The sequence below is a fragment of the Micromonospora sp. NPDC000121 genome, from assembly GCF_042899165.1.
Classification (GTDB): Bacteria; Actinomycetota; Actinomycetes; order Mycobacteriales; family Micromonosporaceae; genus Micromonospora.
This window is the reverse complement of the sequence record NZ_JBIAZP010000013.1, coordinates 66,500-80,732: the sequence shown is the minus strand read 5'-3', so window position 1 is coordinate 80,732 and position 14,233 is coordinate 66,500. Positions and strand designations below refer to the sequence as shown.

Annotated in this window: 19 protein-coding genes; 11 read left to right on the top strand and 8 right to left on the bottom strand. The window is 73.4% G+C overall.

What is annotated here, in order from left to right; translation table 11 throughout:
• The first annotated feature begins 357 nt into the window (after positions 1–357).
• The 3 genes from ACFY23_RS28335 to ACFY23_RS28325 all read left to right on the top strand — a co-directional run bounded on the left by ACFY23_RS28335 (position 358) and on the right by ACFY23_RS28325 (position 2,504).
• On the top strand, positions 358–1,455 hold the full coding sequence (locus ACFY23_RS28335; protein WP_350678295.1) for a 3-deoxy-7-phosphoheptulonate synthase: 1,098 nt from the start codon (positions 358–360) through the stop codon (positions 1,453–1,455).
• 495 nt (positions 1,456–1,950) lie between these two features.
• Complete coding sequence (locus tag ACFY23_RS28330; RefSeq protein WP_350678293.1) at positions 1,951–2,199, top strand: hypothetical protein; 249 nt, start codon at positions 1,951–1,953, stop codon at positions 2,197–2,199.
• A 95-nt stretch (positions 2,200–2,294) separates the two neighbouring features.
• Entirely contained in the window at positions 2,295–2,504 is a 210-nt protein-coding gene (locus ACFY23_RS28325; RefSeq protein ID WP_350678291.1) for a hypothetical protein, read from the top strand.
• 101 nt (positions 2,505–2,605) lie between these two features.
• Here ACFY23_RS28325 and ACFY23_RS28320 read toward each other — a convergent pair whose 3' ends face one another.
• From ACFY23_RS28320 to ACFY23_RS28310, 3 genes are read right to left on the bottom strand one after another with little or no spacing between them, the layout of a single operon-like run.
• Positions 2,606–3,142 carry a DUF1360 domain-containing protein gene (locus tag ACFY23_RS28320; protein ID WP_350678289.1) on the bottom strand — a complete coding sequence of 179 codons (537 nt, stop codon included), beginning with the start codon at positions 3,140–3,142 and terminating at the stop codon, positions 2,606–2,608.
• A 24-nt stretch (positions 3,143–3,166) separates the two neighbouring features.
• Positions 3,167–3,487, bottom strand: coding sequence for a hypothetical protein (locus ACFY23_RS28315; protein ID WP_350678286.1), 321 nt, complete (start codon positions 3,485–3,487; stop codon positions 3,167–3,169).
• On the bottom strand, positions 3,487–3,810 hold the full coding sequence (locus ACFY23_RS28310; RefSeq protein WP_350678283.1) for a DUF6158 family protein: 324 nt from the start codon (positions 3,808–3,810) through the stop codon (positions 3,487–3,489). The genes ACFY23_RS28315 and ACFY23_RS28310 overlap by 1 nt, the downstream gene beginning before the upstream one ends.
• 121 nt (positions 3,811–3,931) lie before the next feature.
• Between ACFY23_RS28310 and ACFY23_RS28305 the strand changes: the two genes are divergently transcribed.
• Both ACFY23_RS28305 and ACFY23_RS28300 read left to right on the top strand, forming a co-directional pair.
• Positions 3,932–4,348 (top strand): hypothetical protein, encoded by a 417-nt coding sequence (locus ACFY23_RS28305; protein ID WP_350678282.1) that lies wholly within the window; start codon positions 3,932–3,934, stop codon positions 4,346–4,348.
• A gap of 26 nt (positions 4,349–4,374) precedes the next feature.
• A complete protein-coding gene (locus tag ACFY23_RS28300) occupies positions 4,375–4,704 on the top strand; it encodes a DUF3817 domain-containing protein (RefSeq protein ID WP_350678281.1) in 330 nt (109 codons plus the stop codon).
• A gap of 6 nt (positions 4,705–4,710) precedes the next feature.
• Here the strand turns inward: ACFY23_RS28300 and ACFY23_RS28295 are convergent, their stop codons facing one another.
• Complete coding sequence (locus ACFY23_RS28295; protein WP_350678279.1) at positions 4,711–5,145, bottom strand: DUF6232 family protein; 435 nt, start codon at positions 5,143–5,145, stop codon at positions 4,711–4,713.
• A gap of 593 nt (positions 5,146–5,738) precedes the next feature.
• Here ACFY23_RS28295 and ACFY23_RS28290 point away from each other — a divergent pair.
• A complete protein-coding gene (locus ACFY23_RS28290) occupies positions 5,739–6,713 on the top strand; it encodes an NlpC/P60 family protein (protein ID WP_350678278.1) in 975 nt (324 codons plus the stop codon).
• Between the two features lie 72 nt (positions 6,714–6,785).
• On the opposite strand, the gene ACFY23_RS28285 is transcribed toward ACFY23_RS28290, so the two are convergent.
• The 3 genes from ACFY23_RS28285 to ACFY23_RS28275 form a co-directional block, all read right to left on the bottom strand.
• The gene (locus ACFY23_RS28285; protein WP_176737563.1) at positions 6,786–7,775 is read right to left on the bottom strand and encodes an RNA polymerase sigma factor RpoD/SigA; all 990 of its coding nucleotides are present in this window, start codon (positions 7,773–7,775) and stop codon (positions 6,786–6,788) included.
• Between the two features lie 697 nt (positions 7,776–8,472).
• Entirely contained in the window at positions 8,473–9,429 is a 957-nt protein-coding gene (gene murQ, locus ACFY23_RS28280; RefSeq protein WP_350678276.1) for an N-acetylmuramic acid 6-phosphate etherase, read from the bottom strand.
• Positions 9,426–10,340 (bottom strand): MurR/RpiR family transcriptional regulator, encoded by a 915-nt coding sequence (locus ACFY23_RS28275; RefSeq protein ID WP_350678274.1) that lies wholly within the window; start codon positions 10,338–10,340, stop codon positions 9,426–9,428. The genes murQ and ACFY23_RS28275 overlap by 4 nt, the downstream gene beginning before the upstream one ends.
• A gap of 305 nt (positions 10,341–10,645) precedes the next feature.
• Between ACFY23_RS28275 and ACFY23_RS28270 the strand changes: the two genes are divergently transcribed.
• Positions 10,646–11,338 (top strand): SDR family oxidoreductase, encoded by a 693-nt coding sequence (locus tag ACFY23_RS28270; RefSeq protein WP_350678272.1) that lies wholly within the window; start codon positions 10,646–10,648, stop codon positions 11,336–11,338.
• 201 nt (positions 11,339–11,539) lie between these two features.
• Here the strand turns inward: ACFY23_RS28270 and ACFY23_RS28265 are convergent, their stop codons facing one another.
• A complete protein-coding gene (locus ACFY23_RS28265; protein ID WP_387038837.1) occupies positions 11,540–12,280 on the bottom strand; it encodes a dTMP kinase in 741 nt (246 codons plus the stop codon).
• Between the two features lie 92 nt (positions 12,281–12,372).
• Here ACFY23_RS28265 and ACFY23_RS28260 point away from each other — a divergent pair, with 92 nt between their 5' ends.
• From ACFY23_RS28260 to ACFY23_RS28245, 4 genes are read left to right on the top strand one after another with little or no spacing between them, the layout of a single operon-like run.
• Positions 12,373–13,011: a nucleotidyltransferase gene (locus tag ACFY23_RS28260; protein ID WP_350678267.1), complete on the top strand. Its 639-nt coding sequence runs from the start codon at positions 12,373–12,375 to the stop codon at positions 13,009–13,011.
• Positions 13,008–13,283, top strand: a complete 276-nt coding sequence (locus ACFY23_RS28255) for a hypothetical protein (protein WP_350678265.1) — start codon at positions 13,008–13,010, stop codon at positions 13,281–13,283. Before ACFY23_RS28260 ends, ACFY23_RS28255 begins: the two co-directional genes overlap by 4 nt.
• Positions 13,284–13,292: 9 nt before the next feature.
• Positions 13,293–14,069, top strand: a complete 777-nt coding sequence (locus ACFY23_RS28250; protein WP_350678263.1) for a metallophosphoesterase — start codon at positions 13,293–13,295, stop codon at positions 14,067–14,069.
• Entirely contained in the window at positions 14,060–14,203 is a 144-nt protein-coding gene (locus tag ACFY23_RS28245; protein ID WP_018786997.1) for a GPGG-motif small membrane protein, read from the top strand. Before ACFY23_RS28250 ends, ACFY23_RS28245 begins: the two co-directional genes overlap by 10 nt.
• The last annotated feature ends 30 nt before the right edge of the window (positions 14,204–14,233 follow it).

The window sequence follows — 14,233 nt, the reverse complement described above, 5'->3', positions numbered from 1 at the left end:
GCCGCCGGAGGAGGAGCCGGAGGTGCCGCGCTGCGACGAGAAGTAGAGGCGGGTGCCGTCCGGCGAGAACGCCGGCCCGGTGTCGATGGAGCTACCGCCGGTCGCATCGATGGAGGTAAACGTGCGGCGAGGGTTTCCCGACGACCGGGTGGACCTTCCCGGACCATCGGGTACGCTGGACGGCGTGACGCGTTCGTATCGATGGTTTAGGCAGCCGGCTCGCACGCCGGTGACTTCACCATGATCTGACGTCACCGCCATCGAGCCGGCCGGGCAGGAGCTTTCGTTCCTGCCCTTTTGCGTACGAGCAGCCGGCTCGTACCCGGGCACCGGCCCCGGGGCACGGTCGGCGGAAGGATGCCCACCGTGACGACCCCGGAGACCGATCGGGTCAGCGATCAGCGGATCGACCGTGTCGTGCCGCTGACCACCCCGGCCCTGCTGCACCACGAGCTGCCCCTGGACGACACGCTCGCCTCGGCCGTGCTGGCCGGCCGACGCGCCGTCGGTCGGGTGCTGGACCGCGCCGACGACCGCCTGCTGGTGGTGGTCGGCCCGTGCTCGGTGCACGACCCGGCCGCCGCGATCGAATACGCCCACCGGCTACGCGCCGCCGCCGATCGGGTCGCCGACGACCTGCTGGTGGTGATGCGGGTCTACTTCGAGAAGCCGCGCTCCACGGTGGGCTGGAAGGGCCTGATCAACGACCCGGGGCTGGACGGCTCCGGTGACGTCAACACCGGCCTGCGTACGGCCCGGGCGCTCCTGCTCGACGTGCTGCGCCTCGGCCTGCCGGTGGGCTGCGAGTTCCTCGACCCGATCACCCCGCAGTACATCGCGGACACGGTGGCGTGGGGCGCGATCGGCGCACGGACGGTGGAGAGCCAGGTGCACCGGCAGCTCGCCTCCGGCCTGTCGATGCCGATCGGCATGAAGAACCGCCCGGACGGCAGCATCGGCACGGCCGTGGACGCGATCCGCGCCGCCGGCGTGCCGCACGTCTTCCCCGGCATCGACGTCTCGGGCACCCCGGCGATCCTGCACACCCGGGGCAACGCCGACGGGCACCTCGTGCTGCGCGGCGGGGGTGGTCGGCCCAACTACGACGCGGAGTCGGTCGCCGGGGCGCTGGAGCTGCTGCGGGCGGCCGGGCTGCCCGAGCGCCTGGTCGTCGACGCGAGCCACGCCAACAGCGGCAAGGACCACCGCAACCAGCCCCGGGTGGCGGCCGACGTGGCCGCCCAGCTCGGCGCCGGGCAGCGCGGCATCGTCGGGATCATGCTGGAGAGCTTCCTGCTCCCCGGCCGCCAGGACCTCGACCCGACCCGCGAGCTGACCTACGGCCAGTCGGTCACCGACGCGTGCATCGGCTGGGAGACCACGGAGGAGGTCCTCACCCACCTGGCCGCCGCCGTCCGCACCCGCCGCCGCACCCCCGCCCCCACCCCCGCCTGACCCACCCCAGCCCCACCCCTGTCGCGTCGATCAAGAGGTTTGCGTCCGGAACGGAGATCGAAGAGGCCGCAAACCTCTTGATCGACAGAAGTTGGGTGGGGTGGAGAGACAGCGCCGCCCCCGGGCCTTGTGGGCTCGGGGGCGGCGCTGGTGTCGGTGTGCAGGTCGCCTCTCGGCGAGTGGCGCGACGCGGCTCCAGCCGGACGGAATTCCGCGAGGGCAATATGGGTGAGGCCCGGGGACACTGGACACACCGACACCTCACCCAACCGGCGATCCCCTCCCGGTGTTCCGGCCTTGGCCATGACGGCCGTCACACGCCGGTGTCCAGTGCCGGAAGGTTGAACCGGCGGGTCGCCACGGGGCTGCGGCGCGACCGGACCGAGGCGCTCACCGGGGCCGGGCTGCCGACAGGGTGTCCGGCAGGTCCGGCGCGCCGGGGCCGGCCGGGCAGGGTGACGTTTGACCGATTCGGTCGCGGGTAGCTGACCCGACGTGACCGACGACGCACCCGTGACCGAAGCGCCGGCGACCGAGACGACGGAGGAGCCGGACATCCGGCGCCTCGACGACCTGCTCGACGACCTCTACCGCGGCCAGGAACGGATCAGCCAGGCGGACATCTACCGCCGCGCCGTCTCCGCGGAGCTTCCCGCACAGCTCCTCACCCGGATCGCCGCGCTGCCCGAGGGCGAGTACGCGGTCGACGAGGCGGCCGACCTGCTCGGCGGATCGGTCACCTGACGGCCCCCGGCAACCCCGTACGGCCGGCTCGTGGCGTCACCGGCGGGCCGGCAGCCTCCGGGCACGGGCGGCCGACGAGGAGTGAGGAGAGCGAGATGTCCCACCACGAGAAGCAGCACGAGAAGCTGCCGGCGCTCGGTCAACCCGCCGAGGGCACGGACACCCTGCCGGAACCCGACTTCGCCAACGAACACGACAAGACCGCCGTGGACCGGGAGGTCATCACCGGCGCGGACGAGGACGAGCGGGAGCCGGAGGCGTCCCGCGGCTGGGCCGGCGAGGACCACGGCACGACCCCGACCTGACCGGGGCACGATCCGACCCGACCGGATGCGGGCAGGACATCGCGAAGGGGGCCGGCACACCGCCGGCCCCCTTCGGGCGCACGTTCCGTGTCTGCGCGCGTTCAGTCGTCGTGCCCGCCGGGGCCCTCGGCGGCCCGCTGCGCCATCGCGTACGCCATCTGGAGGAAGTCCGAGGCGGCCACGGCGGTCAGCGCGGTCGCGACCAGCCGGGTCAGCCGGGGCGAGAGCACCAGCCCGCCGGTGAACCCGGTGGCGACCCAGACGGCGAGACAGAACGGGCAGCTCAGCAGCTCGCCGATGGCGTGCCGGGCGCTGCTGCCCTGGTCACGGACCTGCTCCATCACCTCGCCGCTGCCGCTGGGCCGGTCGTAGCGGGTGAACGGCGCCCGCAGCGGGCTGGTGACCGCGTCCTTGGCCAGCAGCCGGCTGAGCTTGTGCGTCGCGATGCCGAGCAGCACCACGTCGGCCGTGGCGGGACGCTCCGGCACGTGCCGGCCGGTCACCCTCACCAGCCCGGCGAACGCCCCGGTCACCGCGGCGTAGGTGCCCATCGCCGCCAGGTAGCCGCCGAGCGGCCGGTACTCATGCGGCGCGTACGCCCGGCGTAACCGCGCCACCTTCTCCCTCACGTCGGTCACCCGGTCTCCCTCTTTTCCTCAGGCTCAGCCGGCCTGCAGGTTGTCGGCCACCTCGCGGGCGAGGCTGTCCAGCGCCTCCTCGGCCAGCCGGTCGGCGTCCGGCCCGCCGGTCAGGTCGAGCCGCGTCCGGGCGCCGCCCGCCAGGGCCGGGTCCACCCGGATCTCGGCGCACCAGTCCCCGGCGGCGCTCCACCGGGCCCGCAGCTCCTCCGCGCTGACCTCCTCCGCCGGGCTGCCGTCGCCGCGCAGCGGCTCGGGCAGCCAGGCCGACGCCCGGTCGGGGTCGGTAGCGGTGTTGAAAACCACCTCCGGGGGCGCGGACATCCCGCGCTCGGCGTGCGCCATCACGCTTCCCGCAGGCGGCTGGGGTCCACCTCCCGCCCGGGGTGCCGGGCGAGGTACTCGGTCTCCAGTTCGGCCGTGCGCCGCAGGTGGTTGGCGAGCGCGGAGTCGGCCGCGTGCCGCAAGGTGTCCAGCCGGGTGCGGTGCAGGCTGTGCATCTCGCGGATCAGGTCCTCGTCTCCCAGTTCGGCCGGGTCGACGCCGAGCAACTCGCCGTCGACGTCCGCCTCGCCGGAGGCCATGTCGTGGACGTGGTCGCCGTCCCACTCGGGCATCCGCTGCTCCGGGCTCCCGAACTCGTCCTGCCGTATCGATCCGGTCATCATCGCCCCCCTGGTCGTTTTGGGCTGGCGTCTAAACGGATGCCCACACCGGGTGGCACCAAACCATCCGCCGCACTACGACACCGCGTCGGAGAGCCCGGGCCACCCCGGTACTCTCGATGCCATGAAGCGGCTCTGGACCCCGGCGTGGATCGCACGCCACGTGGCCATGGTCGTGCTGGTCGTCGGGTTCCTGGGGCTGGGCTGGTGGCAGGTCAGCCGGGCCGCCGCCGGCAACGCGATCAGCTGGGGCTACGCGGTCGAGTGGCCGATCTTCGCCGGCTTCGTGGTGTTCGTCTGGTGGCGTGAGGTCCGACACACGCTGCGCGGCCCGCAGGCCAGGGCCGTCGAGCCGCCGGCCGCCGACGGGGCGCGGCCGGCCGACGCCCCGGCGCGTCCGGTCGTACGCCGGCCCGTGCGGGTCACCCGCGTGCCCGCGGCGACCGCCGGCGGCGAGGACGCGGACCTCACCGCCTACAACCACTACCTGAAATGGTTGAACGACAACCCGGGCGCCAAGCCCGGTGACTACCCCGGCTGAGGCCGGGCGCGGAAGGACGGACGAAGGTGGGCGCAGCCCTGACCCGGTACCGCGTGATCGCCTGGATCGTCGGCGTGGCGCTGATCCTGCTGGTCGTGATCGGCATGCCGATGAAGTACGGCTTCGACAACCCGATCATGGTGGAGACCGTGGGCCAGGCGCACGGCTTCCTCTACATGCTCTACCTGGTCGCCGCGTTCGACCTGTCCCGCCGGGCCGGCTGGCCGCTGAAGCGGATGGTCCTGGTCATGCTGGCCGGCACGGTGCCGTTCGTCTCCTTCTACGCCGAGCGCCGGGTCAGCAACTGGGTGACCGCCGAGCGGACCGGGCGCACGCCGGAGCCGGTGGCCGGCTGAGCCCGCCTACCGCCGGGGCCGCCACGGGTCCACGGAGGCGAGCGGTTCCTCCCAGCCGCCGTACCGGTTCATCTCCCGGGCCCGGCGCAGGGCCCGGGTGACCTGGCCGAACTGCCGCTCGTTGTCGCTGCTGAACAGCAGCACCTGCTCGCCGCGCCGCCGGCCCCACAGCTCGTACGCCGGCGGCCGCCACCGGTCCCCCACCACCGCGACCAGCACCGGCAGCAGGAAGACGGCGCCCAGGATGAGGTACGCCCCGGCGGTGAGCCGTTGCAGCCCGCCGGTGAAGCCGAGCAGGAGCCCGACGCCGCCGAGCATCGCGCCGGTGACCACCACGGCGCGGACGGCGACGCGGTCGTGCGGCCCTCGGGTGGTCTCCAGGTGGGTCAGTTCCGTCACCCGCCAACTGTTGCGGCCGACGGTGAACCGGTCGACCGTCACGATGATCCCCGGTCGGGCGTAGAGCAACGTGTTCCTGCCGGCGGTCGCCCCCGCTGACCGCGTCTGTCGTGTCGTGGCGCCTTGAGGGTTCACTGCGCTACCTCCCGCGGCTGCGTGCCGGGGTCGGCTCCCGTCGACGAATCGCATCAATGCCGGTCAACGGGATTCCCGGCTCCGCGGTTCATTGTGTGGCGCACGTGCCAGCCGGTACGGCGCTTCCGGCCACCACGGGCGGGCGGACGGCGACGAAGCCGCCGGGTAGCGGCATCCATGTCCGTCTTGTCGGTCATAGCCCCCCAGGCTCCGCCGGCATGCGCCCAGAACGACGAAAACCGCGTATCACCAGATCGACGACAATCAGCGCCGCCCTCGGCGATCGCACGCCGATCACCGACGCGTACGGCCTCCGCCCCGGCCGCACTTCCCGCCACTTTGCCAACATTCGCCCCTGCTTCAACTGCGGACGACTCCTGCCCCGGGTTACGTTGTCCGGGCCGGCCGGTCGACCGCCGTCCACCAGGACTGCACCGGCCCGGTGTCGCCGGGGGCCTCAGCAGCCCACGACGGCGTGCTGGGAGAGGAGCCTTCCGCTCTTGTCGTCCCTGAGGAACACGCTGCGCGCCCTGGTGGTCGCCGCGGTGACGGCCACGCTGGTCGCGCCCGCGGTGCCGGCCCGGGCGGAACCCTCCCCCGCCGAGCTGACCCGGCGGATCGAGAAGTCCTCCACCGAGCTGGAGCGCGTCGTCGAGGCGTACAACAAGCTCCGGGAGGAGATGAAGGCGAACCAGACCGCCGTGACCCGGGTGCAGGCCCGGATCGGGCCGCTGGAGCAGCAGGCCGAGCGGAGCCGGGCGGACGTCGGCGAGCTGGCGGTGACCGCGTACAAGACCGGCAGCCACCTGTCCACCGCCGAGGCGCTGCTGCGTCCCGGCGGCTCCGACACCCTGCTGGACCGGCTGCACATGATCGACCGGATCACGCGGCAGCGGCAGGAGACCATCGCGACCTTCACCAACGACCAGCGCCGCCTGCTCGCCGAGAAGACCCGGCTGGACGTCACGCTCGGTCGGCAGGCCGCCCAGGCCCGCGAGCTGACCGCCGCGAAGAAGCGGATCGAGCGCGACCTGGCCAAGCTCTACGAGCTGCGCCGCCAGGCGTACGGCCGGGCCACCGAGAAGCCGGCCGCCCGCCCCGACAGCGCGGACGACGCGCCCGCGGTCTCCGGCCGGGCCGGCGTCGCCGTCCGGTACGCCTACGGCGCGCTCGGCAAGCCGTACGTCTGGGGCGCCGACGGACCGAACGGCTACGACTGCTCGGGCCTGACCTCGGCGGCCTGGCGGGCGGCCGGGAAGTCGCTGCCGCACAACGCCCGGATGCAGTGGGGCGCGGTCGCCCACATCGGCAAGGGCGAGCTACGCCCCGGTGACCTGGTCTTCTACCGCGGGCTCGGGCACGTCGCCCTCTACGTGGGCGGCGGCCAGGTGATCGACGCGCCGAGCGCGGGGCGCAACGTGCTCAAGCGGGGCATGAACCTGATGCCCATCCAGGGCTACGGCCGGGTCCGCTGACCGCACCCGGAAACGGCGAACGGCCGGCGTCCCCCTATCGGACGCCGGCCGTTCGCCGTCATTCCTACCAGCTCAGGCTGCCTGCAGCCCCTCGGCGCGGGCCAGCTCGCGGAGCCGTCCGAGCGCCTGGATCTCCAGCTGCCGGATCCGCTCCCGGGAGAGCGAGAACCGCGAGGCCACCTCGGTGAGCGAGTGCTCACGGCCGTCCTCCAGCCCGTAGCGGGCCCGCATGATGCCGGCGGACCGGTCGTCGAGGTGGTTGAGCAGGCCCTCGATCCGCTGCCGCTCCAGACCGGTGAGGACGATCTCCTCCGGCGACGGGGCGTCGCTGTCGGCCACCAGGTCGCCGAGGTTGGTGTCGCCGTCGTCGCCGACCGGGGTGTCCAGCGACACCGTGTCCTGCGACCAGCGGACCAGCTCGTTGACCCGCTCGACGGTGACCCCGAGGGCCGCCGCGATCTGCTCCGGCTCCGGGTCGCTGCCCAGCTCGCGGGTGAGCTGCCGGGCCACGTTGCGCATCCGGTTGACGTCCTCGACCAGGTGCACCGGCAGGCGCACCGTACGCTCCTGCTGGGCGATCGCCCGGCTGATGGCCTGGCGGATCCACCAGGTCGCGTAGGTGGAGAACTTGTAGCCGCGCTCGTAGTCGAACTTCTCGACCGCCCGCACCAGGCCGGTGTTGCCCTCCTGGATCAGGTCCAGCATGGGCATGCCCGAGCGGACGTAGCGGCGGGCGATCGACACGACCAGCCGCAGGTTGGCCCGGATGAACAGGTCCTTGGCCCGCTCACCCTCGGCGACCAGCCGCTCCAGGTCTTCCCGGTCGACACCGGCGGGGACGCGGTCCTCGCCGAGCAGGTGCTCGGCGTAGAGGCCGGCCTCGATGGCCTTGGAGAGATCGACCTCCTTGGCGGCGTCCAGCAGTGGCGTCCGGGAGATCTCGTGAAGGTAGACGCCGACCAGGTCGCGCTCCTCGGCAACCTCGTCGGTTCGCATGCCGATGTTCTTGTCCACGTTGCCCACGGTCCCCTCGCTCGCGCCGGTTGCCCGGTTCCTTGCCATCCCCACGTCCATCAGCCCTCCCCCGTAACTTCCGCTGTGCCCACCGGTGCTGACACCTACACAACAGATGAGACGCGTCGGGGATTCCATGTCGTGAGTCGAAAGTGTCACGAATGCCTGATAATCCGCTGAGAACACGATCCACGTTTGCTGTCAGCACCCCGTGTGGCGGCTCTCAGGTGGGCACCACGCAGGGTCGGCGGATCCACGCGTCGCCGTTGCCCCGGTCCATGGCAACACCGCCCGCCCCGGTGGCACAGCGACCCGGCTCACCGCGGCGCTGCGATCCTGGTCACTGCCAGATACGCACCCGCGGACCGGTCGGTTCATCCACGCCCGTGGTAATACCCCACCCCCCGATGAACAATCCGCGCCCCCGATCTATGCCCGGCACGTGACGCGGCTCGCAGGAAGGGGCGAACGGCGGACGGCGGCGCGGCTTCGGCGGGAGGTGGCGAGGCGTCGCCGCGGACGCGTTCGGCGACGGGAGGCGGGGTGGGGTGACGGCGGGCGAGGGTGAGGGGTGACCCGGGCAACGGTGCCTGATACGGGCGGCCGGGTGAGGCCAGGGGTGACCGGGGCGCGGGGACGGGATGCGGGCGTGGGAGGGCCAGGGGTGACCGGGCGCCGGGTGCGGGGTGACGCGGGGACAGGATGCGGGCGTGAAATGGGCTTGAGGCGGGGGCGGGCGCTCCGGTCAGGAGGCCAGCAGGGCCAGGGCGCCCCGGACCTGGTCGGCGGAGCGGGCGAGGGCGGCCCGCGCGGCCGACACCTCGGCCCCGGAGACGAGCGAGACCAGCGCGGCCTTCATGTCGCCGTCGGCCTCGGCGAGCGCCCGCCGGCAGATCTCCTCGGAACAGCCGGTGGCCTCCATCAGGATCGAGATCATCCGGCCGCGGAGCTTCGCGTTGGTGGCCACCATGTCGATCATGAGGTTCGAGTAGACCCGGCCGAGCCGCACCATGACGGCCGTGGAGAAGGTGTTGAGCACCAGCTTCTGCGCGGTGCCCGCCTTCATCCGGGTCGACCCGGTGACGACCTCGGGTCCGGTGTCCACCCCGATGAAGACGTCCACCGACCGGGCGGCCTCCGCCTCCGGGTTGGCACAGAGCAGCACGGTCGAGGCGCCCTTGGCCCGGGACGCGGCGAGCGCCCCCAGGACGTACGGCGTACGCCCGCTCGCGGCGAGCCCGACCACGAGGTCGCCGGCGCGTACGCAGTCGGCGGCCTCGGCGGCGCCGCCCCGGTCGTCGTCTTCGGCGTCCTCGACCGCCCGCCACATGGCCTCCGGCCCGCCCGCGATGTGCGCGCAGAACCAGTGCCGGGGCGAGTTGAAGGTGGGGGCGAGCTCGGCGGCGTCGATCACGCCGAGCCGGCCGGAGGTGCCGGCGCCGAAGTAGTGCACCCGGTGCCCGCCGCGCAGCGCGGCGACCGCCAGGTCCACCGTCGCGGCGATCTCGTCCAGGACGTCCGCGACCGCGCCGGGCACCCGCCGGTCCGCCTCGTTGATCACCGCGAGCACGTCCCGCGTCGACATCAGGTCGAGGTCCGCGCTGTGCGGGTTGCGCCGCTCCGTCGGCGCGCCGACCCGGATCACCGGCCGGGCCGCCACCGGGGAGGTCACGTCCTGCGGTTCCACCGCGCCGGCCGTCATGCCCGCCTCCGTCCCGAGCCGACGCGGTGCGACTGGACCGCCTCGGCGGTCGCCTCGAGGGCCTTGCGGGCCCGCGACCGGTTGCGCGCCGCCACCCCGACGAAGAGGCAGTCGACGACGGTGAGCTGGGCCAGCCGGCTCGCCATCGCGCCGGACCGGTAGGTGGTCTCGCGGGCCGCCGTGGTGAGGACGAAGTCGGCGACCTCGGTGATCGGCGAGCGGGGGAAGTTGGTCAGCGCCACCGTGGCGGCGCCCCGGTCCCGGGCCTGCTCCAGCACCTCGATGACGTCGGAGGTGGTGCCGGTGTGCGAGATGCCGACCGCGACGTCGCCCCGGCTGAGCAGCGCGGCCGACGTCAGCGCGGTGTGCACGTCCGGGAAGTAGAAGGCCGTGCGGCCGATCCGGTGCAGCTTCTGCTGGAAGTCCGAGGCGACGAACCCGCTGGCGCCGGCGCCGTAGACGTCGATCCGGCCCGCGCCGGCGATGGCCTCGACGACCTGCTCGCAGATCGCCGGGTCGAGCTGCTCGGCCGTCTCCTCGACGGCGCGCGCGTCGTTGAACGCGATGGTGGCGATGATCTGGGCGAGGTCGGCGCCGGGCGGGATGTCGCCGCCGACGACCCGGGCGTCCGGCGGCTCGACCCGGCGGGCGGCCTCGGCGGCGAGCCGGATCCGCAGCTGTGGATAGCCGTCCATGCCGACCGACCGGCAGAACCGGATGACGGTCGCCTCGGATGTCTCGGCGGCGGTGGCGAGGTCGGTGATGGTCCGACGCGCGGCGTCGGCCGGGTCGGCGACGACCAGCCGGGCGACCCGCTGCTCGGCCGGCGACAACGACGGGAGCAGGCCGCTGATGTGGACGATCAGTCCACCCGGCTCGTGACTCGCAGAAATCTTCGGACTCTTCGCCACGGATGAAACTTACTTTCATGAGGCGTGAGCGTCAACCATGACTCCACGTGTTGGGGAAAACACCGCCCGCCGGAACCGCCGGCTCTGCTCAGGGTGCCACTCCCCCGGTGCCGCCGCCTCCCCCGGGAGGGCGGCCCGCCCCCTGCCGGACGGTCGCCGTCGGCCACCGGCTCGGAAAACGTGCCACCTTTTCCGCCTTCCGCGACGCCCCGTCACCCCGGCGACGACCCGGGCGGGCCGCCCCCCGCCTCCGGGACGACCACCACCGGGCGGCGCCGGGGCCGGGCCGGCACTAACGTGTGTGCATGGCGGGTCGCAGTGTGCTGGTCACCGGGGGAACGGGCGGCCTGGGCGGGGCGGTCACCGCCGCCTTCCTGGACGCGGGGTGGCGGGTGGTCGTACCCGGGCGGGATCGGCCGCCGACGACGGAGCCGGCGGCGGGCGGACCGGTCCGGCTGGTCGCGGACCTCACCGACCCGGTCGGCGCGGAGCGGGCGGTCGCGGCGGCCGCCGACGACCCCGCGGCGCCGCTGCGGGCGGTGGTCAACCTCGTCGGGGGGTACGCCGGGGGCGGGCTGGTGCACGAGACCCCGGTCGAGGAGTTCGACCGGATGCTGACGGTGAACCTGCGACCGACCTGGCTGGTGACCCGGGCGGCGCTGCCGCGCCTGGTCGCGGCCGGCGGCGGCGCGGTGGTCTGCGTGTCCTCCCGTGCGGCTGTCGCCCCCTTCCCCGGCGCCGCCGGCTACGTGACCGCCAAGGCGGCGGTGCTCGCCTTCGCGAACGCGGTGGCCGTGGAGTACCGGGCGGCCGGGGTGCGCTGCAACACGGTGTTGCCGAGCGTCATCGACACCCCGGCGAACCGCGCGGCCCAGCCCACCGCCGACCACTCGCGCTGGGTCACGCCGGCCGAGATCGCGCCGGTGGTCCGCTTCCTCGCCTCCGACGAGTCGGCGCCCACCAGCGGCGCGAGCATCCCGGTCTACGGTCGCGCCTGACCTGCCCGGTCAAGGCACGGGCAGCCGGCAAGGCACGGGCAGCCGGCCCGCCCACGGGCGCGGCACTGGCCCACCCACGCGCGACCAGCCGGCCCGACCAGGCTCGACCAGCCGGCCCTGCCCGGCGCGACCAGCCGGCCCGGCCAGGCACGGTCAGCCCGGCCCGGTCGGCCAACTGGTCCGGTCGGGCGGGCGGTCGGGTCAGCCGGCCAGGCGACCCGCCGCGACCGGCTCCACGGCCGGCGCGGCCACCACTGCGGGGGTGGCCACCGCGCGGGGCCGACCGTCGCGCCCGTCGGCGGCGGCGAACCAGCCGGCGAGGTGGGCCTCGATCTGCCGGGACACCTCCTCCGGCGGCCGTCCGGCGTCGACCACCACGAAGGTCGGGTGCTCCGGCAGCGCCCGGTACGCGGCGTCCGCGGCGGTCAGGTACCGCATGCTCTCGTGGTCGGTGCCACGCTGCTCGATCCGCCGGTACGCCTCGGCCGGGTCGACGGCCAGCAGGAAGGTCACCTGCGGTCGCGGGAAGATCCGGTAGCCCACCCGGGCGAGCCGCTCCCAGCGCTGGCCCCCGTGGGCACGGATGCTCGCGTACTGGCAGGCGGAGTAGCGGTCCATGACCGCGATCCGGCCGGTGGCGAGGCAGCCGAGCAGGGCGGCGGCGATGGCGAGCCAGCGCAGCACGGACTCCACGGCCAGCATGCCGCCGCGCCCGACGAGACGCTGGGCGTCCGGGCGGCCGAGGCGGTACGCGAGGCGGCCGAGCCAGCGGCGCCCGCCGGCGTTGCGGTGGTAGGTGGCGGGGTGCCCCGCCGCGGTGAGCGCATCGGCGAGCCGGTGCGCCTGGGTGGTCTTGCCCGAGCCGTCGATGCCGATCAGGGCGACGGCGCGCAATCGGGCCCTGCCGCGCCGTGCCTCCGGTGATCTGGACACCCTGCACAGGCTATCCGACCCGCGCTCGCGTCGCCGGAGATTTGTACCGTCTGCTCCTGGTTGGCCCCACCCGCGCCCCCTGCCAGGTGTGGCCCAGCGGGATGCCGGGTACCGGAGTTGGATCAGCCGCCCACCACCATCGACGGGAGACGCCAATGGCCGAGCGCGGGGACGAGAGCCTGGTGCACACGCTGAAGAAGGTCGCCGCCGTGCTCAAGCAGGAAGAGATTCCCTTCGCGCTCGGCGGCAGCTTCGCCGTGTACGCCCACGGCGGCCACTCCAGCGAGCACGACGTCGACTTCCTCATCCGGGAGGTCGACGTGGAACGCGCGTTGGAGGCCCTGGTCGCGGCGGGCTTCACGGCCGAGCGCCCGCCCGAGGACTGGCTGGTCAAGGTCTTCGACGACGGACGGATGGTCGACCTCATCCACCGGCCCATCGAGACGCCGGTGACCGAGGAGACGTTCGCCGACACGATGATCCGGCCGGTCGACGCCATCCACATGCCGGTGCTCTCGGCCACCCAGTTGATGGTGCACAAGCTGCTCAGCTTCTCGCAGCACTACTGCGACTTCGCCCGGGGCCTGCCACTCGCCCGCTCGTTGCGGGAGCAGATCGACTGGGAACGGGTACGTAAGGAGACGCAGCACTCGCCGTACGCGGAGGCGTTCCTGGTGCTGCTGGACCGGCTGGACGTGGTGCCGTACTCCGGCACCCCGCAGGGAGAGGGGACACCGTGACCGAGCACCGCGACGTCGCCACCGGGCCGCCCGACGAGTACGTCGAGGCGGAGGTACACCGGCTGCTCACCGAGGACCCGGACGTGGCCGAGCAGGGGATCACCGTGGTCCGCCGGGAACGCGGCCTCGTGCTCTACGGCGAGGTGGAGAGCCCGCACCGGCGGGAGGAGATCCTGCGCCGGGTGGCCGAACGCTTCCCGGACGTGCCGATCACCAGCGACATCGGGGTGATCCGCGCGCAGGCACCCACGGAGATCGAGCAACTGCCCTGAGGAGGTTCCATGGTGATCCGGATCGCCGCCGTGGGTGACGTGCATCTGGACGAGGACGTGGTCGGCCGGTTCCGGCCGGCGCTGGAGGAGCTGCCCGAGCACGCCGACGTGCTGCTGCTCGCCGGTGACCTGACCCGGCACGGGACGGAGTCGGAGGCCCGGTGCGTGGCCACCGAGTTCGGCGGGCTGGGCGTGCCGGTGGTGACCGTGCTCGGCAACCACGACCACCAGTGCGACCAGGTGCCGCAGGTGGTCAAGGTGCTGGAGGATGCCGGGATCAGGGTCCTGGAGGGCGACGGCGTCGTGCTGGAGTGCGCCGGCGGCCGGCTGGGCGTCGCCGGGGTGAAGGGGTTCGGCGGCGGGTTCGCCGGGCGCTGCGCCAGCGACTTCGGCGAGCCGGAGATGAAGGCGTTCGTCCGGACCACCACCGACAGCGCGGACGCGCTGGCCTCGGCGCTGCGGGGGCTGGACTGCGACGTGCTGGTGGCGCTCACCCACTACTCGCCGGTGCCGGACACGCTCGCCGGCGAGCCGCTGGAGATCTACCCGTTCCTGGGGTCGTACCAGCTCGGTCAGGCGATCGACTCGGCGCCGACCGCGCTGGCGCTGCACGGGCACGCGCACGCCGGCACCGAGCGGGGCACCACGCCGGGCGGGGTACGCGTCCGCAACGTCGCCCACCCCGTGATCAAGCAGGCCTACAGCATCTTCCACCTGGGCGACCACCTCGATCAACCGGAGGTTTCCCGCGTCGGCGCCTCGGGTATCCAGCAATCATGGAGCTGATTCTCTGGATTCTCGCAGTCGTACTGGTGGTCGCCGGCATCCTCGCGCTGTTCCGCCGGCAGATCCTGTGGGGCATCGTCCTCATCGTGGTGGGCCTGCTCGTCGGGCCGGGTGGTGTGAGCATCTTCAGTTGACGTGGCGGCCGTCCGCCGCCGACCGGGACC